The organism is Pseudomonas sp. NPDC085632, assembly GCF_044541255.1.
Lineage (GTDB): Bacteria > Pseudomonadota > Gammaproteobacteria > Pseudomonadales > Pseudomonadaceae > Aquipseudomonas.
In genome coordinates, this window is the sequence record NZ_JBITSX010000001.1 from 376,824 (window position 1) to 397,261 (window position 20,438).

Sequence of the window (20,438 nt, forward strand, 5' to 3'; positions counted from 1 at the left end):
TGGCTTTAGGCCGCATTTCCTGTTTTCGCAGGGGTTTGAGTCAGGTCGTGGCCATCGAGTCACTTTTGAAACCGCGTTATCGTTCTTCGCGAGCAGGCTCGCTCCCACAGGGGTTTTGTAAACGACACAGATCCAGTGTGGGAGCGAGCCTGCTCGCGAAAGGGCCCTTACTGGCGCCCGATCAACATCAGGCAATCACAATGCCGTCAGCACTCAGGCTGTTCAGCGACACCCCGACCAACGTCACCGAATCATTGCCAAACGTCAGCACCGTATCCTGCCCGACAGTCGCAGCATGAGCCCGGAAATCCTCCGCCGGCAACACACCCTGCACGCCGAGAAACACCAGTTTGTCATTGGACGTGTAACCGACCACCCGGTCCTGCCCGAACGCACCGTTGAACAGAAACGTATCCGCGCCGCCGCCCGACTCCATCAGGTCATTACCGGCACCGCCGACAAACACGTCATTACCGGCGCCGCCAATCAGGTGATCGTTGCCGTCCAGGCCGAACAACCAGTCGCCACCGGCATGCGCCTTGAGCGTATCGGCGCCGCTGGTGCCTTTGACGCTGGATTCGTACGCAGTGACATTGTTACCGACCTTCAAGCCGCTGGCCGTGACGCTGTGGGTCACGTCGTCCTTGAACAGCCCCCAGAGAAACCCCGGTTCCTTGGTGACAATGCTGCCGATATCGCGGGTGATGCTGATCCCGCCGTTGGCATCGCGGATGTACAGATTGCCGGCGCCGTCGTTGGCAAAGTCGAAGTTCTTCACCGCACTTTGCAGGTCGAGGGTGTTGCTGCCCTGCCCGCCAAGAATGACGTTGTAGCCGCCGCTGTCGCGGAAGGTGTCATTGCCGGCGCGGCCTTCCAGGTAATCGTTGCCGCTGCCGCCCTGGATCAGGTCATTGGCGTCGCTGCCGATGATGAACGTGCTGCCCTTGTGGGTTTCGGCGTTACGGTTGAGGTCCTGCACCCAGGTGTTGGCGCGCGCCGGATCCGAGAGGTTGGCGACAATGATCGTCGAGTCGCGGCTGGTCAGGTCGTAGAATTTTGAGTCGATCACCCGGTTCATACCGTCGCCATACGCGGTCGGCAAGTGCGAGATCCAGGTGGGAATGTTGAGGATCGAGTACGGCAGCAGATTCCACGCGGTCGAGGCGTAGTGATCGTTGAAGCTGACGATGTTGTCGGTGGCCGACGCCTTGGGCGCATCGTGCACGCCGACAGAGGCGCCCGTGAAGGTCGAGCCGTCGAGGGCGCGGAACACCGGGTCGTTTTCGTAGCCGACGTTGAGCACTTTGTCGGTGCTGCTTTGCGTTGGCGAGGCGTAGGCGATGTAGTTGGAATCGGCAAAGAAACCGCCCCACTTGCCGCCACTCAGATCCGCCATGCTGTTGACCGCCAGGCCGCCGAGGCTGTGACCGCTGACCAGCACGTCCTTGCCGCTGAGGCCGTTGGCCTTGGCAAACGCCACCACATCATTGAGCAGATTGCCGAACGCTTCGCCGACGTAATTCTTGGCGTAGTCCTTGGGACCGAAGGCGGCGAGCAGGTCGTTGATCACGTCGCCGATCGAGTCGAGGATCAGGTTTTCCCGTGGGCCGCTGGTGCCACGAAAGGCAATGCCAAGTTCCGTGAGATGGCCCTGGGCGTCGTACTTGCCGAGGATTTCCACTTGCGCGGTGGTGTAACCGGCCTTCTCGCCGAAGAAGGTGCCCCGCGCGTCGGTCTTGCCGTCGTAGCCCAGTTGCGAGGCGGTGATGGGCGTCCATCCGGCCTTTTTTACGGCGTCGAGGGCGAGTTTTTCCGAGTCGGGGTTCCACGGAATGCCGGGAATCACCCCTTGCGAATCGGTGCCGCCGAGCAGCGCCGTGACCAGCGTGGCGGGCAGGCCCAGACCGAAACCGTTGTGCTGATAACCGGCGGCAAAGCCGTTATCGAGGTTGTGATAGGAATACAGCGTGATCGCCATGGCATCGCTGAACAACGCCTTGGAATCGGCTGTGCCGAAGTTCTTGTAGTCATACACACCCATTGCTATTGCCTCTCTCTTGTTGGAATTGTTAGAGATAGCTCACAGCCAGGGCGCCCCACGGGGACGCCCCGGAGCATTTCGATACAACACTTCTTTAACGCGACATTTGTAGGAGCTGCCGAAGGCTGCGATCTTTTGACTTTGCTCTTAAAAGCAAGATCAAAAGATCGCAGCCTCGTTTCACTCGACAGCTCCTACAGGATTACTGTTTAGGCGAACACGAACGCCGAGTCCGACAGGTTAGCCACTCCCACCCCGATCAGGGTCACGGCATAGTCGCCAATCTTCAGCACGGTATCGTTGCCGGTCTGCGACGCGTGCTGCTTATAGTCGTAGCCCTGCCCCGCGCCTTCAACGCCCATGAACACCAGTTTGTCGCTGCCCTGATAACCGTTGATGGCATCGAAACCGAACGCACCGCTGAACAGGAAGGTGTTGTTGCCACCCACTGCGCTCATCACGTCATTGCCGGCACCACCGACAAAGGTCACATGGCCCTTGTCGCTGATCAGTTTGTCATCGCCGCCGAGGCCGAACAGCCAGTCACCGTCAGCCGTGGCATGCAGCGCATTGCCGTAGCCATCGCCGCTGAGCGAATGGTTGTACTGGGTCAGCTCGCTGCCATTGGTCAAACCTTTGGCCGTGACGCCCCAGGTGATTTCCTTGCTGCCCCACCACGAACCCGACTCCTTGCTCACCAGTGCGCCGATGTCGCGGGTCATGCTGATGCCGCCGTAGGCGTCGCGCACGTACAGCGTGCCGTCACCGTCGTTGGCGAAGCTGAAGTTCTGCAACGGTTTTTGCAGTTCGAAGGTGTTGTGCCCCTGGCCACCGAGCAGGATGTTATAGCCGCCGTCATCACGGAAACGGTCATCGCCACCCAGGCCTTCGAGGAAGTCGTTGCCCGCGCCGCCCTTGAGCCAGTCGCTGCTTTGCGTGCCGATGATGAAGGTGCTGCCGGTGTGCGGCTCGCCGCTGCGGCCGAGATCTTCAACCCAGGTCTTGCCGCGAGAAGCCTCTTCCAGGTTGGAGACGATGATCGTCGAGTCTTTATGCGTCAGGTTGTAGAACTTCGAGTCGATCACCCGATTCAAGCCATCGGCATACCCCAGCGAGCTGTGGGCCGACCAGTTCAGCGGATTGATGATGCTGAACGGCACCAGGTTCTGCGCGGTGGACGCGTAGTTGTCGTTGAAGTTGACGATATTGTCGGTGGTCGAATCGTGCGGCTTGTCGTGTTTGCCCATCGACGCGCTGCTGAACGTGGTGCCGTCGAGCACGCGAAACACCGGGTCGTTCTCGAAACCGATGTTCAGCACGTTATTGCCGGTGCTGCTTTGGGTTGGCGAGGCGAAGGTGATGTAGTTGGCGTCCTTGAAGAAGCCGCCCCAGTTGCTCGCGCTCAATTCGGCCACGCTGTTGACGCCGAGGCCGCCGAGGCTGTGGCCGCTGAGCAGCACGTCCTTGGCGGCGATGCCGTTGGCAATGGCAAACGCCGCGACAGCCTTGAGCAGATTGTCGAAGGCGTTTTTCGCGTAGTTGCTCGCGTAATCCGACGGCCCGATAGCCGCCAGCAGGTTGTTTTTCAGGTCGCCGAAGGTGTCGCTGTAACCGAGCCCGCCGGTGCCACGAAAGGCCACGCCGATACCGATCAGTTTGCCGGCAGCGTCGTATTTACCCAGCACTTCGGCTTCGGCGCTGGTGAAGCCATCCTTCTCGCCAAAGAACGTGCCTTGTGGCCCGACCTTGCCCTGATAACCCAGCGCCGTCGCTGTGACCGGTGCCCAAGCGGTGGCCGGCAAGGGTTTGCCGGTCGGCGTGTAGGCGTACAGCGTCAGTGCGATGGCGTCGCTGTACAACGCTTTGCCATCGGCATTCTTGTAATCGAACAGTCCCATGTTGTGCTCTCTCTTCCTTCAAAAACCGGCAGCTCTCCCAAGAGCTGCCGGTACACCTTAGAACTGCCAGTCGAGGGTCAGACCCACACCGTGATCTTTCTCGTTGTCACCGATCAGTCCGTTGTAATCCAGGTTCACCCGCACATCGCGATTGAGCGCCAGACCTGCCCGCACGCCGACCACCGCCGCATCACGATCCATCGACACGCCCTGCACGGTGAACGCGCTGTTGCCATTGGCGAACGCCAGATGGCTGTCGGCATCGACGTTGTTCAGGTTGTGCTGCCAGCCCAGGCTCGCGCCCAGTTCCAGTTGATGCTGATCCGACAAGGCGAAGCTGCGCTTGGCGCGCACGCCGAGGGTCGACAGCACCACATCACGATTGTCCTCACCACCCTTCAGCGCTGCCGCGTCACCTTTTTCGGTGAAACTTTCAGTGTTCAGGTGCACGTAAGACAGATTGGCGAACGGCTCCAGATTCATCGGTTGCAGGCCCAGATCATAAGCGGCCTCGGTGAACACTTGCGTGGTTGCGGCATCGTGCTTGGTCTTTTGTTTACCGCTGACGTCCCCGAACTGCAGGTCACGTTTGACGTCGACACGGTGCCAGCTATAGGCGCCACCGACGGTCAGACGCAGCGCATCGATCTGATGCCCGAGGTACGCACCCAAGTGGTAGCTGTCGACCGATGCCGACGAATGCGTGCCGCTGCCCATGCTCAACGAGCTGTCGCTATAACCGGTAACGAAACCCAGACGGGTATCTTCAGCGATCAAGCCATCGACACCGGCCAGCAAGCCACCGATGGAGCTGTTGGAGTCGGCATTGTCATGCCCGCCATCGCTTTTGCCCCACGAACCCAGCACCTTGACCCAGACGTTGCTGCGATCGTCAGTCGGTGCACCCGCGTTGAACAGGTCACGCTCACGCAGACGCTCGCCCACGGCTTCGCGCAGGTAACGGCTGTCGTTGATCAGCATCGTGCCGATCGCCGGGTGAATCTCGCCGGACAGTTGCTGGAAGGCCTGCTGCGCCGACGCCGCATTCGGCGACAGCAACAGGGTTTCGAACAACGCATTGCCGGCGCCCAGACGTTCCGCCGCCGCACCGACGGCGCGCTGGTTTGGCGTCAGACCGACGCTGGCGAACGAGGCATCGTTACGCCCGACCGCCAACTGGATGCCATCCGCCGAGTACGCCAGCGTGCCGCCGAGGAAGGCGTAATCCGGCAACACCTGACCGAAGCGTCCTTCAATACCGTCAGCCGCTTGCAGGATGTTGTAGCGCGTGCCGAGCAGGCTTTGCACTTCGTTGGTGGTCAGCAGCGTCGGGCTGTTTTCCAGCGACATGCTCACGGTGGCGCCTTCAATGATCGCTTTGCCGGTGGCGATGATCTGATCGCTGCTGGTCGGCGACAGCTCTACGGCGTAGGTCGAACCCGGTGCAAATGTCACGTCACCGGCCACGTTCAGGGTGCCGATGGAATTACCCGGCGCGACCGTACCGCCGCTGTTCACCGACAGCGCGCCGATGCGGCCGTTGCCGCCGAGGATACCGCCGTCATTCACCGTCACCGCCGATTGCAGCGAACCGTTGATGGCCAGGCGTCCCTGATTGACCAGGGTCGGGCCGCTGTAAGTGTTCGCGCCGGTCAGCACCAGCGTGCCGAGGCCTTGCTTGGTCAAGCCGCCGTGACCGGAAATGTCGTTGCGCCAAGTATCCAGGCCGCAAGTGATGTCGGTGCACACGCGTTCGGTCGGTTTGCCTTGATCGATGATCGCGCCGATGCCCGGCAGGTCCGCGACAAACTGGCCGGAGCCATATGCGCCGTCGATACGGAATTCCGCCGGAATGTCCTGCTCGGTGACGAACATCGACGGGCCGTCGATGCCCTTGCGCAGGTTGATCATGCCCCAGCCGTACAAGGCGTCGATGCCCGGCGCGCCGAGGTCGGTGGCCGTAGTGCGCAAGACCGTGGCGACTTGATCGCCAGTCATGTACGGGAAGCGCTCCATCAACACCGCCATGGAACCGGCCACGTGTGGCGCGGCCATCGAGGTGCCGTTGTAATTTTTGTAGGCGGTGGTCAGGTTGTCGGCGTTAGTGCCTTCGATGATCGAGCTGAAGATTTTCGTGCCCGGCGCCGAAACGCAGAAACTCGCGGTGTAGCCACAGCGCGAAGAGAACGTACTCATGATGTACGGGTTGGCGCTGGCCAGGTCCGGGTTCTTCTGCAACGCGGCGACGGTGATCCAGTTCGGCGCGATGTCGGGAACGAAATAGCCGAGGCCGGCGATGGCGTCCGGGTTGTTGAGGTTGTAGTCGTTGCCGGCGGCGAAGATCGTCACGATGCCGCTGCGCGCGGCGGCAATCGCGCCATCGTAGGCACCACCGGGTTTGGTGCCGAGGAGTGTGCGGATCTCGTTGAACTGCACTTGCGCGTCATTGACGGTGAAGTGCGGGTACGCCGGATCGCGGCCGCCGAGGTCGAAACGGTCAGTAATGCCGATGCCCCAGCTGTTGTTGATGATCCGCGCGCCGCTGGCGATCAGTGCATCCCAACCGGCCTTGTACACCGCGCCGTCGTTACCGCGAACGATGCCGTCTTCCGGGCCCGGGTCACCGTTGTCGGCGCTGATGATCTGTGCACCGAACGCCACGCCGTGCATCGGACCACCGTCGCGACTGCCGGCGGCGATGCCGCCGACGTGGGTGCCGTGGGCGCCGAGTTTGCCGTCGGAACCGACCGAGGGCGAGCCGTCATAGCGGAACGCATCGCCGGCTTTGACCGGGATGTACGGGTCGGTGTATTCGCGGATCCCGCTGGTGACCAAAGTGACGACTTTATTGCTGCCGGAAAACTCCGGGTGCGCGGCATACACCGGCTGGTCAAAAATCCCCAGTTTCACACCTTTACCGGTGTAACCGGCGGCGTAAGCGTGATCGGCACCGATCGCGCCCAGGCCCCAATCGGCCTGAAACTCGGCGCTGCGCCAACTCGACGGATCGCCCGTGCGACCGTTCTCCACGTAGGGCGCGGCATGGGCTGTGCCGATCGCACAGAGTACGGCGAGCGTGAGGGTTTTCAGGGCAAAGCGGCCACCCGTTTGCGCGGGGGTATTGTTGTTATTCATCCAGCGACCTTCCTTAGTGATGTTGCGAAAAATCCTGATCGTTCCCACGCTCCGCGTGGGAATGCCTCTAGGGACGCTCTGCGTCCAGTGACGCGGAGCGTCACGGGCTGCATTCCCACGCAGAGCGTGGGAACGATCAACGATCGGAGCGCGGCGTTTAGAACTGCCAGTTCAGGCTCAGGCCAACGCCATGAAGCTTCTCGCGATTGGCCAGTTGTCCGTTGTAATCGAGGTTCACACGTACGTCTTTGCTCAACGCGAGGCTGGCCTGCACGCCAACCAGCGCGGCATCGCGCACCAGCGCCGAGCTCTCCACCGCGTACGGCGTGCCGCCGCTGGCAAAGCGCAGATGCTGCTCGGAATCGATGTCGCTGAGGCTGTGCTGCCAGCCGAGGTGGCCACTCACGTCGAGTGATTGTTGCGCCGAAAAATTGAAAGTTTTGATCGCCCGCACGCCGAGGGTGCTCAGCACGGCGTCACGTTGATCGCCGGAGTTTTTCAACGCAGCAGCGTCGCCCTTCTCGGTCAAACCTTCGGTGTCCAGATGCACGTAGGCAAGGTTGGCGAACGGTTCCAGCGCCAGCGGTTGCAGGTGCAAGCGGTAAGCCGCTTCGCCGAACACTTGCGTGGTCGCCGCGTCGACCTTGGCTTTCTGTTTGCCGCTGACGTTGCCGTATTGCAGATCGCGCTTCACATCGGCGCGATGCCAGCTGTAAGCCGCACCAGTGCTCAAGCGCCACGCGCCGATTTCACGACCGGCGTACGCGCCGAGGTGATAGCTGTCGACCTTGGCCGAGGAATGCGTACCCGAACCCATGCTCAGTGAGCTGTCGCTGTAACCGGTGACCAGACCGATGCGAGTCTGCTCGTCCAGTGCGCCGTCAACGCCGGCCAGCAGGCCGCCAATCGAGGTGCTGTAGCCTGCCGTGTCGTGGCTCGAATCGGTCGTGCCCCACGCGCCGAGGGCTTTGATCCAGCCATTGCTTTGCGCCGTGTGTGTATCGTGCAGACGTTCGCCCACCGCGTCGCGCAACTGGCGGCTGTCATTGATCAGCATCGAACTCAACGCCGGATAGATTTCTCCGCTCAACTGCTGGAAGGCTTGTTGCGCCGAAGCGGCTGTTGGCGAGCGCAACAGGCTTTCATACACCGCGTTGCCGGCGCCCAGACCTTCGACGGCAACGGCCACCGAGCGCTGGTTTGGCGTTTGCCCGACGCTGGCGAAGGATGTCGCATTACGTTCGATACCGAGTTGAATACCGTTGGCGGCGTAATCGAGGCTGCCGCCGATAAACAGGTAGTTCGGCAGCACGGCACCGAACTGGCCCTGAACCCCACCGGCCGCCTGCAGGATGTCGTACTGGCGACCGAGCAGGCTTTGCACCTCGGTGGTGCTGAGCAGCGTCGGGCTGTTTTCCAGCGACAGGCTGACGGTGGCGCCGCGGATGCTGGCGGTGCCGCCTGCAACGATGCGGTCGCTGCTGGTCGGCGACAGTTCAACGGCGTAAGTCGAACCGGGCGCGAACGTCACGTCACCGGCAACGTTCAAAGTACCGATGGAGTTGCCCGGCGCCACGCGAGCACCGCTGTTGGCGGTCAACGCACCGATCCGCCCGGAACCACCGAGGGTGCCACTGTCGTTCACCGTCACAGCGGAAGTCAGCGAACCGTTGACCGTCAGCAAGCCGCCATTGACCGTGGTCGCACCGCGATACGTGTTATCGCCGGTGAGAATCAACTGCCCACCGCCGGACTTGATCAGGCTGCCCTGATACACACGATTCGCCGCGGCTGCATCGCGAGCGGTGCCGACTGCGTAGTCGGTCTGATCCTGTTGGCTCGCGCCAGCGGCAACGCCGTTCTGCCAGCCCTTGTCTTGCAGGGTTTGCTGCCAGGCACTGTGCTCGGCGAGGTCTTCACTCTGCCGCTGAATCAGCGCCCTGTCAGAGATGTCATTGCTCCAGACATCGCGCTGCCCGGCACCCAGACTGGCGTCAAACGCACCGAGCAACTGCCCCGGCCCGCGCATCGCCCGATTCAGATTGGCCACGCCCCAACCGACGCGCTCGGTCGGCGCATCGGTGACCGAACCATCCAGTTGCGTCGCGGTGGTCAGCAGCACTTCGAGCGCCTGCTGATTGTTCATGTACGGGTAGCGTTCCATCACCAGCGCCAGCGCGCCGGTCGCATGCGGCGCCGACATCGAGGTACCGGACTTGATCGCGTAACCGCCACCGGGAACAGTGCTGTCGATCTTCGCCCCCGGCGTGGTGATGCACCAGTATTTGGCGAGGCCGCACTGGTTGTACTTCTGCTGATTGCTTTGATCGAGGCCCGACACGGCCAGCCAGTGACCTTCCAGATCCGGTTGAAAGTATGGCAACGCGGAACGCACGCTGGCATTCGGATAACCGCTGTTGCCGGCGCTGAACACGTTGATCACGCCGCGCCGGGAAACATCGGCTGCCGCGTCGAGCCACGTGCCTTTGTTCCAGTGCTGGGCGTAAGCGGCGTGCAGATCGGCCAGGGTGCGGTAGCTGACATCCGGCGGCTGGCTGCCCCAACTGTTGTTGATCGCGCGCACGCCGGCCTCGGCGAGCGCGTCATACACCGCTTTGAAATAGCGCGGATCGGGGTTGGGGCCAAACAGGAAGCTGTCGTTCTTGTTGGTGTTGCCGACGTAGATCTGCGCGTTGTACGCCACGCCGTGCATGCCGCCGCCATCGCGCGAGGCGCCCATGGTGCCGACGACGTGGGTGCCGTGCGAGTCGTTATTGGGATTGAGGGTGCCATTGACGTTGAACAGTGAACCGTCGATGTAGCTGCCGCTGGCCGTGACCGGGTGATAACGGTCGCTGGCGAATTCCGGGTGGGCGGCATCGAAACCGGAATCGAGCGCGCCGATTTTCACGCCTTTGCCGGTGATGCCGGCGGCGTAGGCTTGCTCGGCCTGCATGCGGCTCAAGCCCCAGTCGCGGAGGAATTCAGCGCTGCGCCAACTGCCGGGATCGCCGGGTTGGCCGGCTTCGAGATACTGGGCCTGCGCCTGGGTTGCAGAAATCACAAGCAGCAGAGTGCCGACCGAAATCGGCTTGATGCGTACGTCCATGTTCACCACTCACTTTTATTGTTTTATGCAGGTTCTTTGCGGTGTTGCCTGTTCCCCTCACCCCAGCCCTCTCCCCCAGGAGAGGGAGCTGACCGCGGGGTCTTGCGTCATGCATCGACCTGGAAAACCGCGTCGATTGTGGATTCGGTAGAGCATTTCCCTCACCCCAGCCCTCTCCCCCAGGAAAGGGAGCTGACCGAGGTGTCTTGCGTCATGCATCGACCTGGAAAACCGGGTCGGTGTTGGATTCGGTGCCGCTCGATCAGGTCGGCGTACTTCTCGAATATCCCCGGATCGGTCCCCTCTCCCTCTGGGAGAGGGTTAGGGTGAGGGCTGGTGAGCGACCACAAAAGCCTCATCCACCCGCGCCAGATCCTGCTCGTTCAAGGTCCCGGCGTAGTAATGCAACTTGGTCCAGGCCATCAAATAGTCGTACCGCGCCTGCGCCAGATCGCGGCGCGTGGTGAACAGTTGCTGCTCGGCGTTCAACGCATCGAGGTTGGTCCGTTCGCCACCCAGAATGCTCTGCTTGGTCGACACCACCAGCGCTTCCGCCGAGCTCAGCGCTTTCTGATAAGCGCGCAGTTTGCTCACCCCGGACAGGCAGGCACTGAACTGCCGCCGCAGTTCGATCAGTGTTTCGCGCGTCTTGCCATCAAGCTCGTACTCCGCCTGTTCCATAGTGCGGCTGGCCTGACGCGTCGACGCCGAAACACCGCCACCGGCATACAACGGCACGCTGACTTCGAAACCGATGGTGTTGGTTTCGTAGCGCTGGTTGTAGGTGTTGCCGCTTTCCGACTCGTTCTGGCGCATCGACGCGTAAGCACTGACTTTCGGCAGGTGCCCGGCGCGATTGCGCTCCACTTCATACCGCGCGACTTCCACGGCCTGGCGCTGCGAGGCCAGATTCGGGTTATTGCTCACCGCCATTTCGTGCCAGGTGTCGTAATTGGCAGGCATCAGCGCGAAGGTCTGGAAGTTTTGACCCAGCGGCGCCAGATCACCAATGTCCACCGCTGGCGTGCCCACCAGCGCACCCAGCTCCCGCAGCGCGGCATCCTGTTCGTTGCGCGCCTCGATCTCCTCAGCAGTCGCCAGTTCATAGCGCGACTCCGCCTCGAGAATGTCGGTGCGCGTACCCTCGCCTTGCTTGAACATGTGCTCGTTCTGCTGGAACTGCTGCTCGTAGGCCTTCTTCTTCGCCTGAGCGATGTCGATCTGATCCTGTGCGAACAGCGCTTTGGTGTAGTTATCCAGCACGCGAACCAGCAGTTCCTGACTCTTGCCGCGAAAATTTTCATCGGCAAACAACGACTGCGCGACACCTTTGCGATACGCGGCATACGCCTCGTAGTCGAGCAGCGGTTGCTGCAGGGTCAAGGCCGAGCCGTAACTGCTGTAGTTGCGCTCATCGGTACGGTTACGTGCGCGTTCATCCAGAGAGGTGGCTTTCGACGTGTTGCGGCCCTTGTTGTAGGTGTAACCGATACGCGGCAGCAGGCCGGCGCGGCCAATCGCACGGTTCTCCAGACCCGCATCACGTTCCTTGATCGCCCCGAGGAACACCGGGTCATTGCGCAACGCCTGTTCGTAGATCTCGAACGGCCCCATGGCCGCCACTGCTGAGTGACTCGCGAGCAGCATCATTGCCGCCCCGAGCATGGAAAGCTTATTCATACAGCCGAACATCCTTATTCCTCGGTCAACGCGGAGCCGGCCCGGTCGAGCAGCGGTTTGAACAGATAGTTGAGGAGTGAACGTTCGCCGGTGCGCACGAACATTTCTGCCGGCATGCCGGGCTTGATCACCAGACCGTTGAGTTTTTCCATGGCCTGATCGCTGACGCTGCTGCGCAGGACGTAGTACGGCACGCCGGTTTTCTCGTCGACCATCTGGTCGGCGGAAATCAGGCTGACTTCGCCCGGTACACGCGGGGTTTTGCTCTGGTTGAACGCGGTAAACAGGATGTCCACCGGCAAATGCGCGCCAACCTTGTCGATCAGGTTGATCGGCAAGTGCCCTTCCACTTCCAGCGTCGTGCCTTGCGGGACGATTTCCAGCAGCGTTTCACCCTGACGCACCACGGCGCCTTCGGTGTGCACGCCGAGGTTGACCGCGACACCGTCGGCGGTGGCGATGATTTCGCTGTGCTGCAGGTCGAAACCGGCCGAAGTCAGTTGCTCCGACAGGGTCACGCTTTTCAGCTGCGCGTCGGCCAGTTGCGTGCGCACTTCCTTTTGATACTCCTCGCTGTGCTGTTGCAGCTTCAGCCGCGATTCGAGGATGCCCTGCTCCACGCGGCCGCTTTCACCGGTGTTTTCCGCCAGTTGCTGCTGCACCTGCGACAGTTGACGCTGGTATTCCATCAAGCGGTTGCGCGGGATGTAACCGTTGTCGGCCAGCGGTTGCAGATTGCTCAACTGCTGTAGCAGCGAGTCGGCCTGGGCATTCAGATCGGTGCGGGCGCGGCGCATGCCGGCCAGTTGCGCGGTGGCGCCTTCGATGCTCGCACGCAGTCCGGCCTGCTCGCGGTAGTACGCCTCGCGACGGCTGCTGAACAGTTGGCGCTGACCTTCCAGTACCAATGCCAGACGCGGATCCGGGTCATTGCTAAGTTCGGCCGGAAAGGTCACTTGCTTGAGGTTGTCGCGCTCGGCTTGCCAGCGCGCGAGGCTGGCCCAGGCCATGCGGTATTGCGCTTGCAGCGACTGCACATCGGCGGCGACTTGTGTTTGATCGAGGCGGAACAGCGGCTGGCCCTGCTTCACGACTTCGCCTTCGCGCACCAGAATCCGGCTGACCACGCCGCTGCTCATCGACTGCACGGCTTTGCGCTTGCCCGAGACCACAACCGTGCCTTGCACCGGAATCCCTTGATCCAGCGGCGCCAATGCCGCCCAAGTGAAGAAACTGCCAGCGCCGACGATGGCCAGAATCCAGCCCATGCGCGCGAAAAATTTCGCGTCGCGCTCCGGGCGTTCGGTGATGTAGGCGTGTTCCATGCTCGCTTCGTTTTCAGTGTTCATGCTGGCGCTGCTCATACACCCGAATTCCTTGTCGAGGGCTGATACTGTCGGCTCATGCTGAGCCCGCCCGGTGCCTGTGCAGCTTTTTCCCGTTGTTGTTCCTGCTGGCCGGAAAGGGCCTTGAGCACGTCCTGGCTTGGACCGAATGCCTGCAAACGACCATCATTGAGGACCAGCAACTTGTCCGCCTGCGCCAACACCGAAGAACGGTGCGTCACCAGTACCACCGTGGTGCCTTGGGCTTTGAGCGCTGCGATGGCGCTGGCCAGTGCCGCTTCGCCGACGGTATCGAGGTTGGAGTTCGGTTCATCCAGCACCACCAGGCTCGGCGTGCCGTACATCGAACGCGCCAGGGCCACGCGCTGCTTCTGGCCGCCGGACAAGCCACTGCCGTCCTCGCCCAGTTGCGTGTCGTAGCCTTGCGGCAGACGCAGGATCATTTCGTGCACGCCGGCCTGTTGCGCGGCGGCGACGACCTTCTGCGGATCGGCCTCGCTGAAACGGGCAATGTTTTCGGCGATGCTGCCGCTAAATAGCTCGATGTCTTGCGGCAGATAACCGATGTAGGGGCCAAGGTCATCGCGGTTCCAGCGATGAATATCGGCACCATCGAGCCGCACGGTGCCGCCGAGGGTCGGCCAGACACCCACCAGTACGCGGGCCAGCGTCGATTTGCCGGAACCGGATGCACCGAGCACACCGAGCACTTCGCCGGCATTCAGATTGAAATTGACCATTTGCAGGGTTGCCGCGCGTTGCCCCGGTGGGCCGGCACTGACCTGTTCGAAAGTGATCTGGCCTTTCGGCGGTGGCAGCGCCATGGCGTCGTCGCTGGGCGGGAACGCTTGCAGCAGTGCATCGAGACGACGGTAAGCCAGCTTCGCCCCGCTCCACTGCTTCCACACCGCGATCAACTGATCGATCGGGCTGAGCACGCGGCCCATCAGAATCGAACCGGCAATCATCATCCCGGCGGTCATGTCACCCTTGATCACCAGCAAGGCGCCCAGGCCCAGCACCAACGATTGCAGGCACAAACGCAGGGTTTTGCTCAACGAGCTGATCACAGCACCGGTGTCACTGGCCTGGTTTTGCAGACCAAGGAAGCGCGAATGCACCTGGAACCAGCGCTTGCGCAGGGAGCCGAGCATGCCCATCGCCTGAATGGTTTCGGCGTTGTGCAGATGGCTGGTGGCCAACTGGCTGGACTTCTGCGAATAACCGGCGGCTTCGCCCAGCGGCTTTTTGGTCATGTATTCGTTGAGGCAGGCCAGCCCGATCAGCAACAGTGCGCCGGCCGTGGCGAGCACGCCGAGCCAAACGTTGAACAGGTAAATCACAAACAGATAGACCGGGAACCACGGCGCATCGAAAAACGCGAACAGCGCAGGCCCGGTGACGAATTGGCGAATGTGCGTGAGGTCGCCCAACGACTGCCCGGCGTTACCCTCGCCCTTGAACAGGTTGCGTTCGAACGCCGCTTTGTAAACACGCAGGTTGAAGCGGCGCTCCAACTGACTGCCGATGCGGATCACGATAAAGCTGCGGATCACTTCCAGCATGCCGATGAAGGCAAAGAAGCCGACAACCATCAACGACAGCATCGCCAGGGTCGTTTCGTTCTGCGACGACAGCACCCGGTCGTAGACCTGGAGCATATAGATGGAGGGCACCAGCATCAGCACGTTAATCAGCGCGGTAAAGCAGCCGACGCTGATCAGGATGCTTTTATAGTCACCCAAGGCCTTGAATAAGGGAGCGGTGGCTGGGGCCTTCGCCATCTTCATTGGTTATTCCTGGAAAGTATCTCTCGCCACTCATTGGCGAGACTCGAATTAATTATCCGCACAACGTCGGAACTTGCTTTTGTGGTTTTCCGCTTACACTTTCATAACAACTTACGCAATTAAATGCGGTGCAGTTGCCACTCAGCGTTATTTATAACCATCGCGTGGCGCTTTATATTAAAACTTGTCGTCGCTTGGATAATCAGGGCTGTTGCGCAGCGCGCTCTAGCGTAATCACCAGACCTGACTTCAAAGTCGTCAGATAAAGCCCGTCACGTTGTCGGCTGAAAAACTGGATTCTTGAGCCTTCTTTGCCAGTGATCGACAGACCGTCAGGATCGACAAACCAGCCGATCGGGGTTTGTTCAAGCCATGCACCGAGACAATCGGCGCCCTGGCCCAACGTCTGGTTTTTTTCCAGCTCCAGAAGGCAAGTGTTCGAAGGTTTGTCCTGCTGCTTTTGCGCTTGTGGATCATCTCCGCGGGTAGCCAACGTCGCCTGCCACTTTCCGGCCAACACCGAGGGTTCTTCGAGTCTGAGGCTGCTTGCCATACCGGTTTCTCCTGAAATCATGATGAGCGCCGCCGAAAGCCACGCCATTGCCTTGTAGGTAAAAGCTTTACAGATCATGGGAATATTCGCTCCGGCGTGTAGCCTTGCTTACCGATCAACACGATGCAAGCAAAGAAAGCGGCGCATCACACGCCGCTTTCCACTGCTACATCACGCCACGATGTCGCTGGTCGCTGCCTGGCCCACAGTGCTGACCTGGAAATCAGCCACGCCGTGCCCGGAGAAGTCCACCGACAGCAGGCTGTTGCCGCCCGACGACGTCAGGACCGCGTCACCGGCGGCACCGGTGAAGCTGCTGACGAAGTGCAGGCCTGCGCCGTTGGTGATGCCGGTCAGGTCGATTTTGTCCAGACCGCTGACGAAATCGAGGATCTGATCAATCGCACCCGGCTTGGAATCGGAGCTGGCCGCAAACACGAACGTGTCCGAACCCGCACCGCCCCACAGCTTGTCGGCACCGCCGGCGCCGTAGAGGATGTCGTTGCCGGCACCGCCCTTCAGCTCGTTGGCCACGCTATTGCCGATCAGCAGATCGTTGCCGGAACCACCGATTGCGTTCTCGATGATCGCGCCTTTGGCGATGGACACGTTGCCCACCAGGCCGCCAACGTCGGAGAACGAGGCGTCATTGAGGTTGATCTTCTGGTTCTGGGTGAAGCCCGAGAAGTCCAGAGTATCCTTGCCGCCCGCGTCCCACACCGAGAACACCACTTTGTCACTCGACGACGAAGCGCTGAGGAAATCGCGGCCAGTGTTGGAGTTGAAGCCGTAGGTGGTGTCACCGGTACGGGTGGTGGTGTTGGCACCGTAGAGTTTCTGAATGGCAGCGATATCGTCCATCAGCGGGCCGGACGAATACGCTTCGACGCCGCCCTTGCTGAAGTTCTGATTGGTGTTGCTTTCGCTCCAGTAGCTCATGACGCTGTAGCCGCGGGTGTCTTGCCCGTAGGACGCGTCGTTGTAGGTCGGGTTGCCATTGCCGGCGTTGTAGTCACCAGGGTGAGCAAGGCCCAGACTGTGGCCGATCTCGTGAGTCAGGGTCTGACGACCGTAGTTGTTCAGATCCGGATTCTTGTTCTGTGTGTAGCCACTGTTGATCAGGTACCACGAAGTGCCGTCATAACCGGCGCCGGTGCCTGGCAGATAAGCGAACGCTGCAGCGCCATCCTGGCCGCCGCTGTAGTTACCGAAGGTCATATGGCCGTCACCGCCCGTGGCTTTCTCGGTGAAGGTCACGTTGGCCACGTCGGCCCAGGATTGCATGGCGAGCTTGGCCTGGGCTTGTTGTTGTGCACTGAACTGACTGAACCCGCTGATCCCGTGCTTGTTCATCGTGCTGGACGATGCCGAGGTCAGGAACGTATAGGTGAGTTCGATCTTGCCGCTGCCGTCCTTGTCCTGGTAGGCAGCGCCGTCGCGCAGCAACTGGGTTGCGGCCTGATCGACGGAGAAGGAGGGTTTGCCATTGACCGTGAGGTTGCCGCCACGATCGTACTGATGGCTGAAGCTATTGATCTGGTTGTACGCCGAGCTGAAGGCTGACAGCTGGAAAGCCTGTTCGGCGGTATCAATAGCGTTCGTTTTAACTTTCGACATAAACACACTTCCTTGTTTAGCAATGGAACAGTTTTTGTCCGACAGGACGATCTCTGGCGAGGTCGTCCTATCACTCGCCCAATGAAGGCATCAGAAACCTGACACAATTTGAAATCTGCCGTAAAGGATTTTTTTTAGATCAAATCGGGCTGTTTCGGAAAACTGCCGTAAACAAAGCGTGCGGGGATGAAAGAATGTTTTAGTTGCGCGGCTTTTGCCTAATTGTCTGACGATTTTCTATTTAAATATTAAATATGGGTAAGTTGTTTTTTGTTAGGCGCGTCTCACTTTCCTGCACTTTATTAGTGCGATGCCAGTGTATTGATATCATCGGTATGAATCGACATGAACTCTGCAACCTCAAGAAACGAGAGTGTGATCGCAGCCCCAACAGGCCCGAATCGCACGGGACATTCACTTCAGCGACCCAGGTACCTCAGTCGCGAACGACGGGGCTTCTCAATTTGCTCTTGGTACGCTCCAGTTCTCTATAGATGCTTTCGTACATTTTCCCCAAGATTGACCCTCTGTAATCACTCGGGTGGAACTGAAGAATTTCGCTCTCCAGCGTCTTACGGGGAAACGTCAGCAAAGAGAGCACGTCTGTATCGAAAGAAATTTTTGCTTTGGCAAATTTGACAGCCTCAATGGAGGATTGTAGGTAACGTTCGTTTACCAAAAATGTCGACAGTGAACTGTCTGTCTTTTTGCAGTCCGTCATCGCTCGCGCCTTTACAATCAACTCATGTTTGACGCTTTCAAACTCTGCACGAATATCGATCACACTCTTATCAGGATGTACGAGATCGAACTCAATATTCTCCTTGTCAAACAAAGGATGAAGATGAGGTGCGGTGTAGAAATCAGCCCTCCCCTTCAAGCTCGAATTACAAGCATAACAACTTGGAACAAGATTACTTAGCGTTAGCGCCAAGTGCGGATAATGTTCTTGAGAGTAATAATGATCCAAGGTTGGCCGATAAGATAATTTCGTTCCTGTTACTGTAAATGCAAAAGCCTGATTGCAGTAGGGGCAGGTTCGACTGGGGGATGCACCACACAGAGAGTAGGCATTCCATGCACCCTCCTTTGAAGTAAAACCATCATAGTTAAACAACTTATTTAACATCACATTAAACAATTCCGCCTCGACAGGAGTAAGATTGGAAATGTATGAGAGGTATAGCCTTATCGAACGCTTCAAATCACCATGAGAGTCAGAAAGTATATCCGCTTTGGCTTGCCGTATAAAACAATACGCTGGAAGAGGCGGTCCGTGGTGAATAACGTTTCTCCTCAGAAATTTATCAATTTTCTTTTCAAGATATTGACGGTGCGATTTTTTTACTGAGTTCCAGTTGCCAACGATAGAGACAATCATGACGTATAACCACTCATTTGCATCAAACGCTCTAACTCACTTTTTATAAGTGGATCATCAACAATTGAAACCACATAATGATCAAGCTCCGTCATTGTGCGAGATTCAATTCTGACAATTGTTTCATTTACCGTTTCAATCGCATGCTGACCGATGGATTTTGCAGAAAAAGAAAGATTCAACAATGTTTGCAACGGCGCGGCAAAACTTGGAACAGGATCTTTCGAGTCTTTCCCCAGGCGGCACACATATTCTGAGGGAACGTCCGAAGCCAATAGAGGCGAATGCGTGGCAATGATGACCTGTATAGTGTCCAATCCCAGACGCTCTTTGGTCAGGAGTAAAAACTTGTCGATTTCCCCGATGTAGCGACGCTGCCATTCCAGGTGCAGAAAGGCATCTCCCTCATCAATCAATATCAAAATCGACGTAGCACCATTCTTTACAAGGGTTTCTACAGCACGCGAAATCAGATGCATTTGGCTGAGCAGCGCCCACTCACCAGAACTGAGTCCCTTCCAGCCCAAATTGATGATTCGGGAAAGGAAGCCGCCTCCGAGCAATTTTCGGCTCATGGCGTCATCAATATTGGAGGAAAAACCGAAAGTTGAACTTTTGGTTATTTTCAGCCCATTATTCCTCACAAAATCCTCAACCTCTCTGCACTTTTCGATAAATTCAGGTGCAATAACCGGACTTATGCCTTGACCGAGCCCCTCCATCAGTTCGATACCAAAAAAAGAGCGAACAACCTCTGCAAACAATTGGCGCCGCTGCAACCCGGAGCTCATTTGATGCTCAACAACAGCAAACACTGAGAAGACCTTTATCAAGTCACATTCTTTAAAAAAACGCTTATCTAATTCAGTAATGAACGAATGCAGTGTCTCCGCCATGTGCCCATCATTCTTGCTTTTCCTTAACAACACACCAGCAACCATGCCAAAGGTAGTTCTTCGCTCCTTTATATCGGCGCAAAAGCCTTTGAAACCCTGAAAATGTCGACCTAACAGGCGCTCGCCGAACTCATCATTCTTTATTGAAGAAGCGATATCCAAAAAATAGCAAATGACTTTTTTTCGATCGACCTTCAACGTAGCCTTTAATTTTGTCTTGACCCCAAAACCTTTCAGAAGGTCGGTTTGATCTTTCAAGTCAAAGGCATTAAGTGGCCGATTGGATTTTGGAGATGCATCACAGATTCTGTTTGAACGACTGACCCGTCCGCCGTGCGGCACCGGTGTGAAGTAAACCAGGCCCCACTCCTTCTTTAGGTAATCCTTAATGTCGCCATTTTCTGGTTCTGCTTTAAGAATACACCTACTCGAAATTTTGGTTGCTCCTCCTTGCCGAAATTCGTAGATCAGGTCTTTAAGCACATGGGTTTTTCCTGCCCCATTATGACCGATCAACAAAGATATCGAATCAACACCAAATATGTTATGCGAATTTACCGAGCCGTCAGGATGAACTGATCGTAAATTTATTTCATTGGCTGGAAAGATGATTCTGGTAAGCATTAATTCATCCCTTTTTTGATCTCGCAGAGCATTTCCTTGACACCTTTACTTTGTCATTCATAGCCGGTAATGGGAGCACAGCAGTCGCATTTTTGACAAGCAGAATGCACTGATGATGGTGCATAAGAAGAAAAGGTGCCTCCCGCTGTACATTCCAGCGATCTAGCCGTCAAGTATTCCTGCAGCAACTTTGAAAAACGACTGTCAGTTGCTGACGCGGGTTTGGCTCCGGGTCTTCGTGCGAATGCAAGGCTGAGCCTGAAGGATATCGGCCCCTTGAAGCCGTAGAGAACTGTAGAGTTGCCGTGTAAAACGAGGCTGCCATTTTTTGACTTTGCCTTGTAAAAGCAAGATCAAAAGATCGCAGC

11 protein-coding genes are annotated in these 20,438 nt (G+C 58.4%); all 11 read right to left on the reverse strand.

Going from position 1 to position 20,438, the window contains the following annotated elements:
• Window positions 1-187: 187 nt before the first annotated feature.
• The gene (locus ACIF4X_RS01605; RefSeq protein ID WP_397480654.1) at window positions 188-2,041 is read right to left on the reverse strand and encodes a polyurethanase; all 1,854 of its coding nucleotides are present in this window, start codon (window positions 2,039-2,041) and stop codon (window positions 188-190) included.
• A 209-nt stretch (window positions 2,042-2,250) separates the two neighbouring features.
• On the reverse strand, window positions 2,251-3,939 hold the full coding sequence (locus tag ACIF4X_RS01610) for a polyurethanase (protein ID WP_397480655.1): 1,689 nt from the start codon (window positions 3,937-3,939) through the stop codon (window positions 2,251-2,253).
• Between the two features lie 57 nt (window positions 3,940-3,996).
• On the reverse strand, window positions 3,997-7,074 hold the full coding sequence (locus ACIF4X_RS01615; RefSeq protein ID WP_397480656.1) for an autotransporter domain-containing protein: 3,078 nt from the start codon (window positions 7,072-7,074) through the stop codon (window positions 3,997-3,999).
• Between the two features lie 157 nt (window positions 7,075-7,231).
• Window positions 7,232-10,183: an autotransporter domain-containing protein gene (locus tag ACIF4X_RS01620; RefSeq protein WP_397480657.1), complete on the reverse strand. Its 2,952-nt coding sequence runs from the start codon at window positions 10,181-10,183 to the stop codon at window positions 7,232-7,234.
• 321 nt (window positions 10,184-10,504) lie between these two features.
• Window positions 10,505-11,875: a TolC family outer membrane protein gene (locus ACIF4X_RS01625; RefSeq protein WP_397480658.1), complete on the reverse strand. Its 1,371-nt coding sequence runs from the start codon at window positions 11,873-11,875 to the stop codon at window positions 10,505-10,507.
• A 2-nt stretch (window positions 11,876-11,877) separates the two neighbouring features.
• Window positions 11,878-13,227, reverse strand: a complete 1,350-nt coding sequence (locus tag ACIF4X_RS01630; RefSeq protein WP_397480659.1) for an HlyD family type I secretion periplasmic adaptor subunit — start codon at window positions 13,225-13,227, stop codon at window positions 11,878-11,880.
• The gene (locus tag ACIF4X_RS01635) at window positions 13,224-14,999 is read right to left on the reverse strand and encodes a type I secretion system permease/ATPase (RefSeq protein WP_397480660.1); all 1,776 of its coding nucleotides are present in this window, start codon (window positions 14,997-14,999) and stop codon (window positions 13,224-13,226) included. Before ACIF4X_RS01635 ends, ACIF4X_RS01630 begins: the two co-directional genes overlap by 4 nt.
• 202 nt (window positions 15,000-15,201) lie before the next feature.
• On the reverse strand, window positions 15,202-15,630 hold the full coding sequence (locus ACIF4X_RS01640) for an AprI/Inh family metalloprotease inhibitor (RefSeq protein ID WP_397480661.1): 429 nt from the start codon (window positions 15,628-15,630) through the stop codon (window positions 15,202-15,204).
• A gap of 93 nt (window positions 15,631-15,723) precedes the next feature.
• Entirely contained in the window at window positions 15,724-17,169 is a 1,446-nt protein-coding gene (locus ACIF4X_RS01645) for a serralysin family metalloprotease (protein ID WP_397480662.1), read from the reverse strand.
• Window positions 17,170-17,605: 436 nt separating this feature from the next.
• A complete protein-coding gene (locus ACIF4X_RS01650; protein WP_397480663.1) occupies window positions 17,606-18,550 on the reverse strand; it encodes an HNH endonuclease in 945 nt (314 codons plus the stop codon).
• Window positions 18,547-20,070, reverse strand: coding sequence for a hypothetical protein (locus tag ACIF4X_RS01655; RefSeq protein ID WP_397480664.1), 1,524 nt, complete (start codon window positions 20,068-20,070; stop codon window positions 18,547-18,549). Before ACIF4X_RS01655 ends, ACIF4X_RS01650 begins: the two co-directional genes overlap by 4 nt.
• Window positions 20,071-20,438 lie beyond the last annotated feature (368 nt).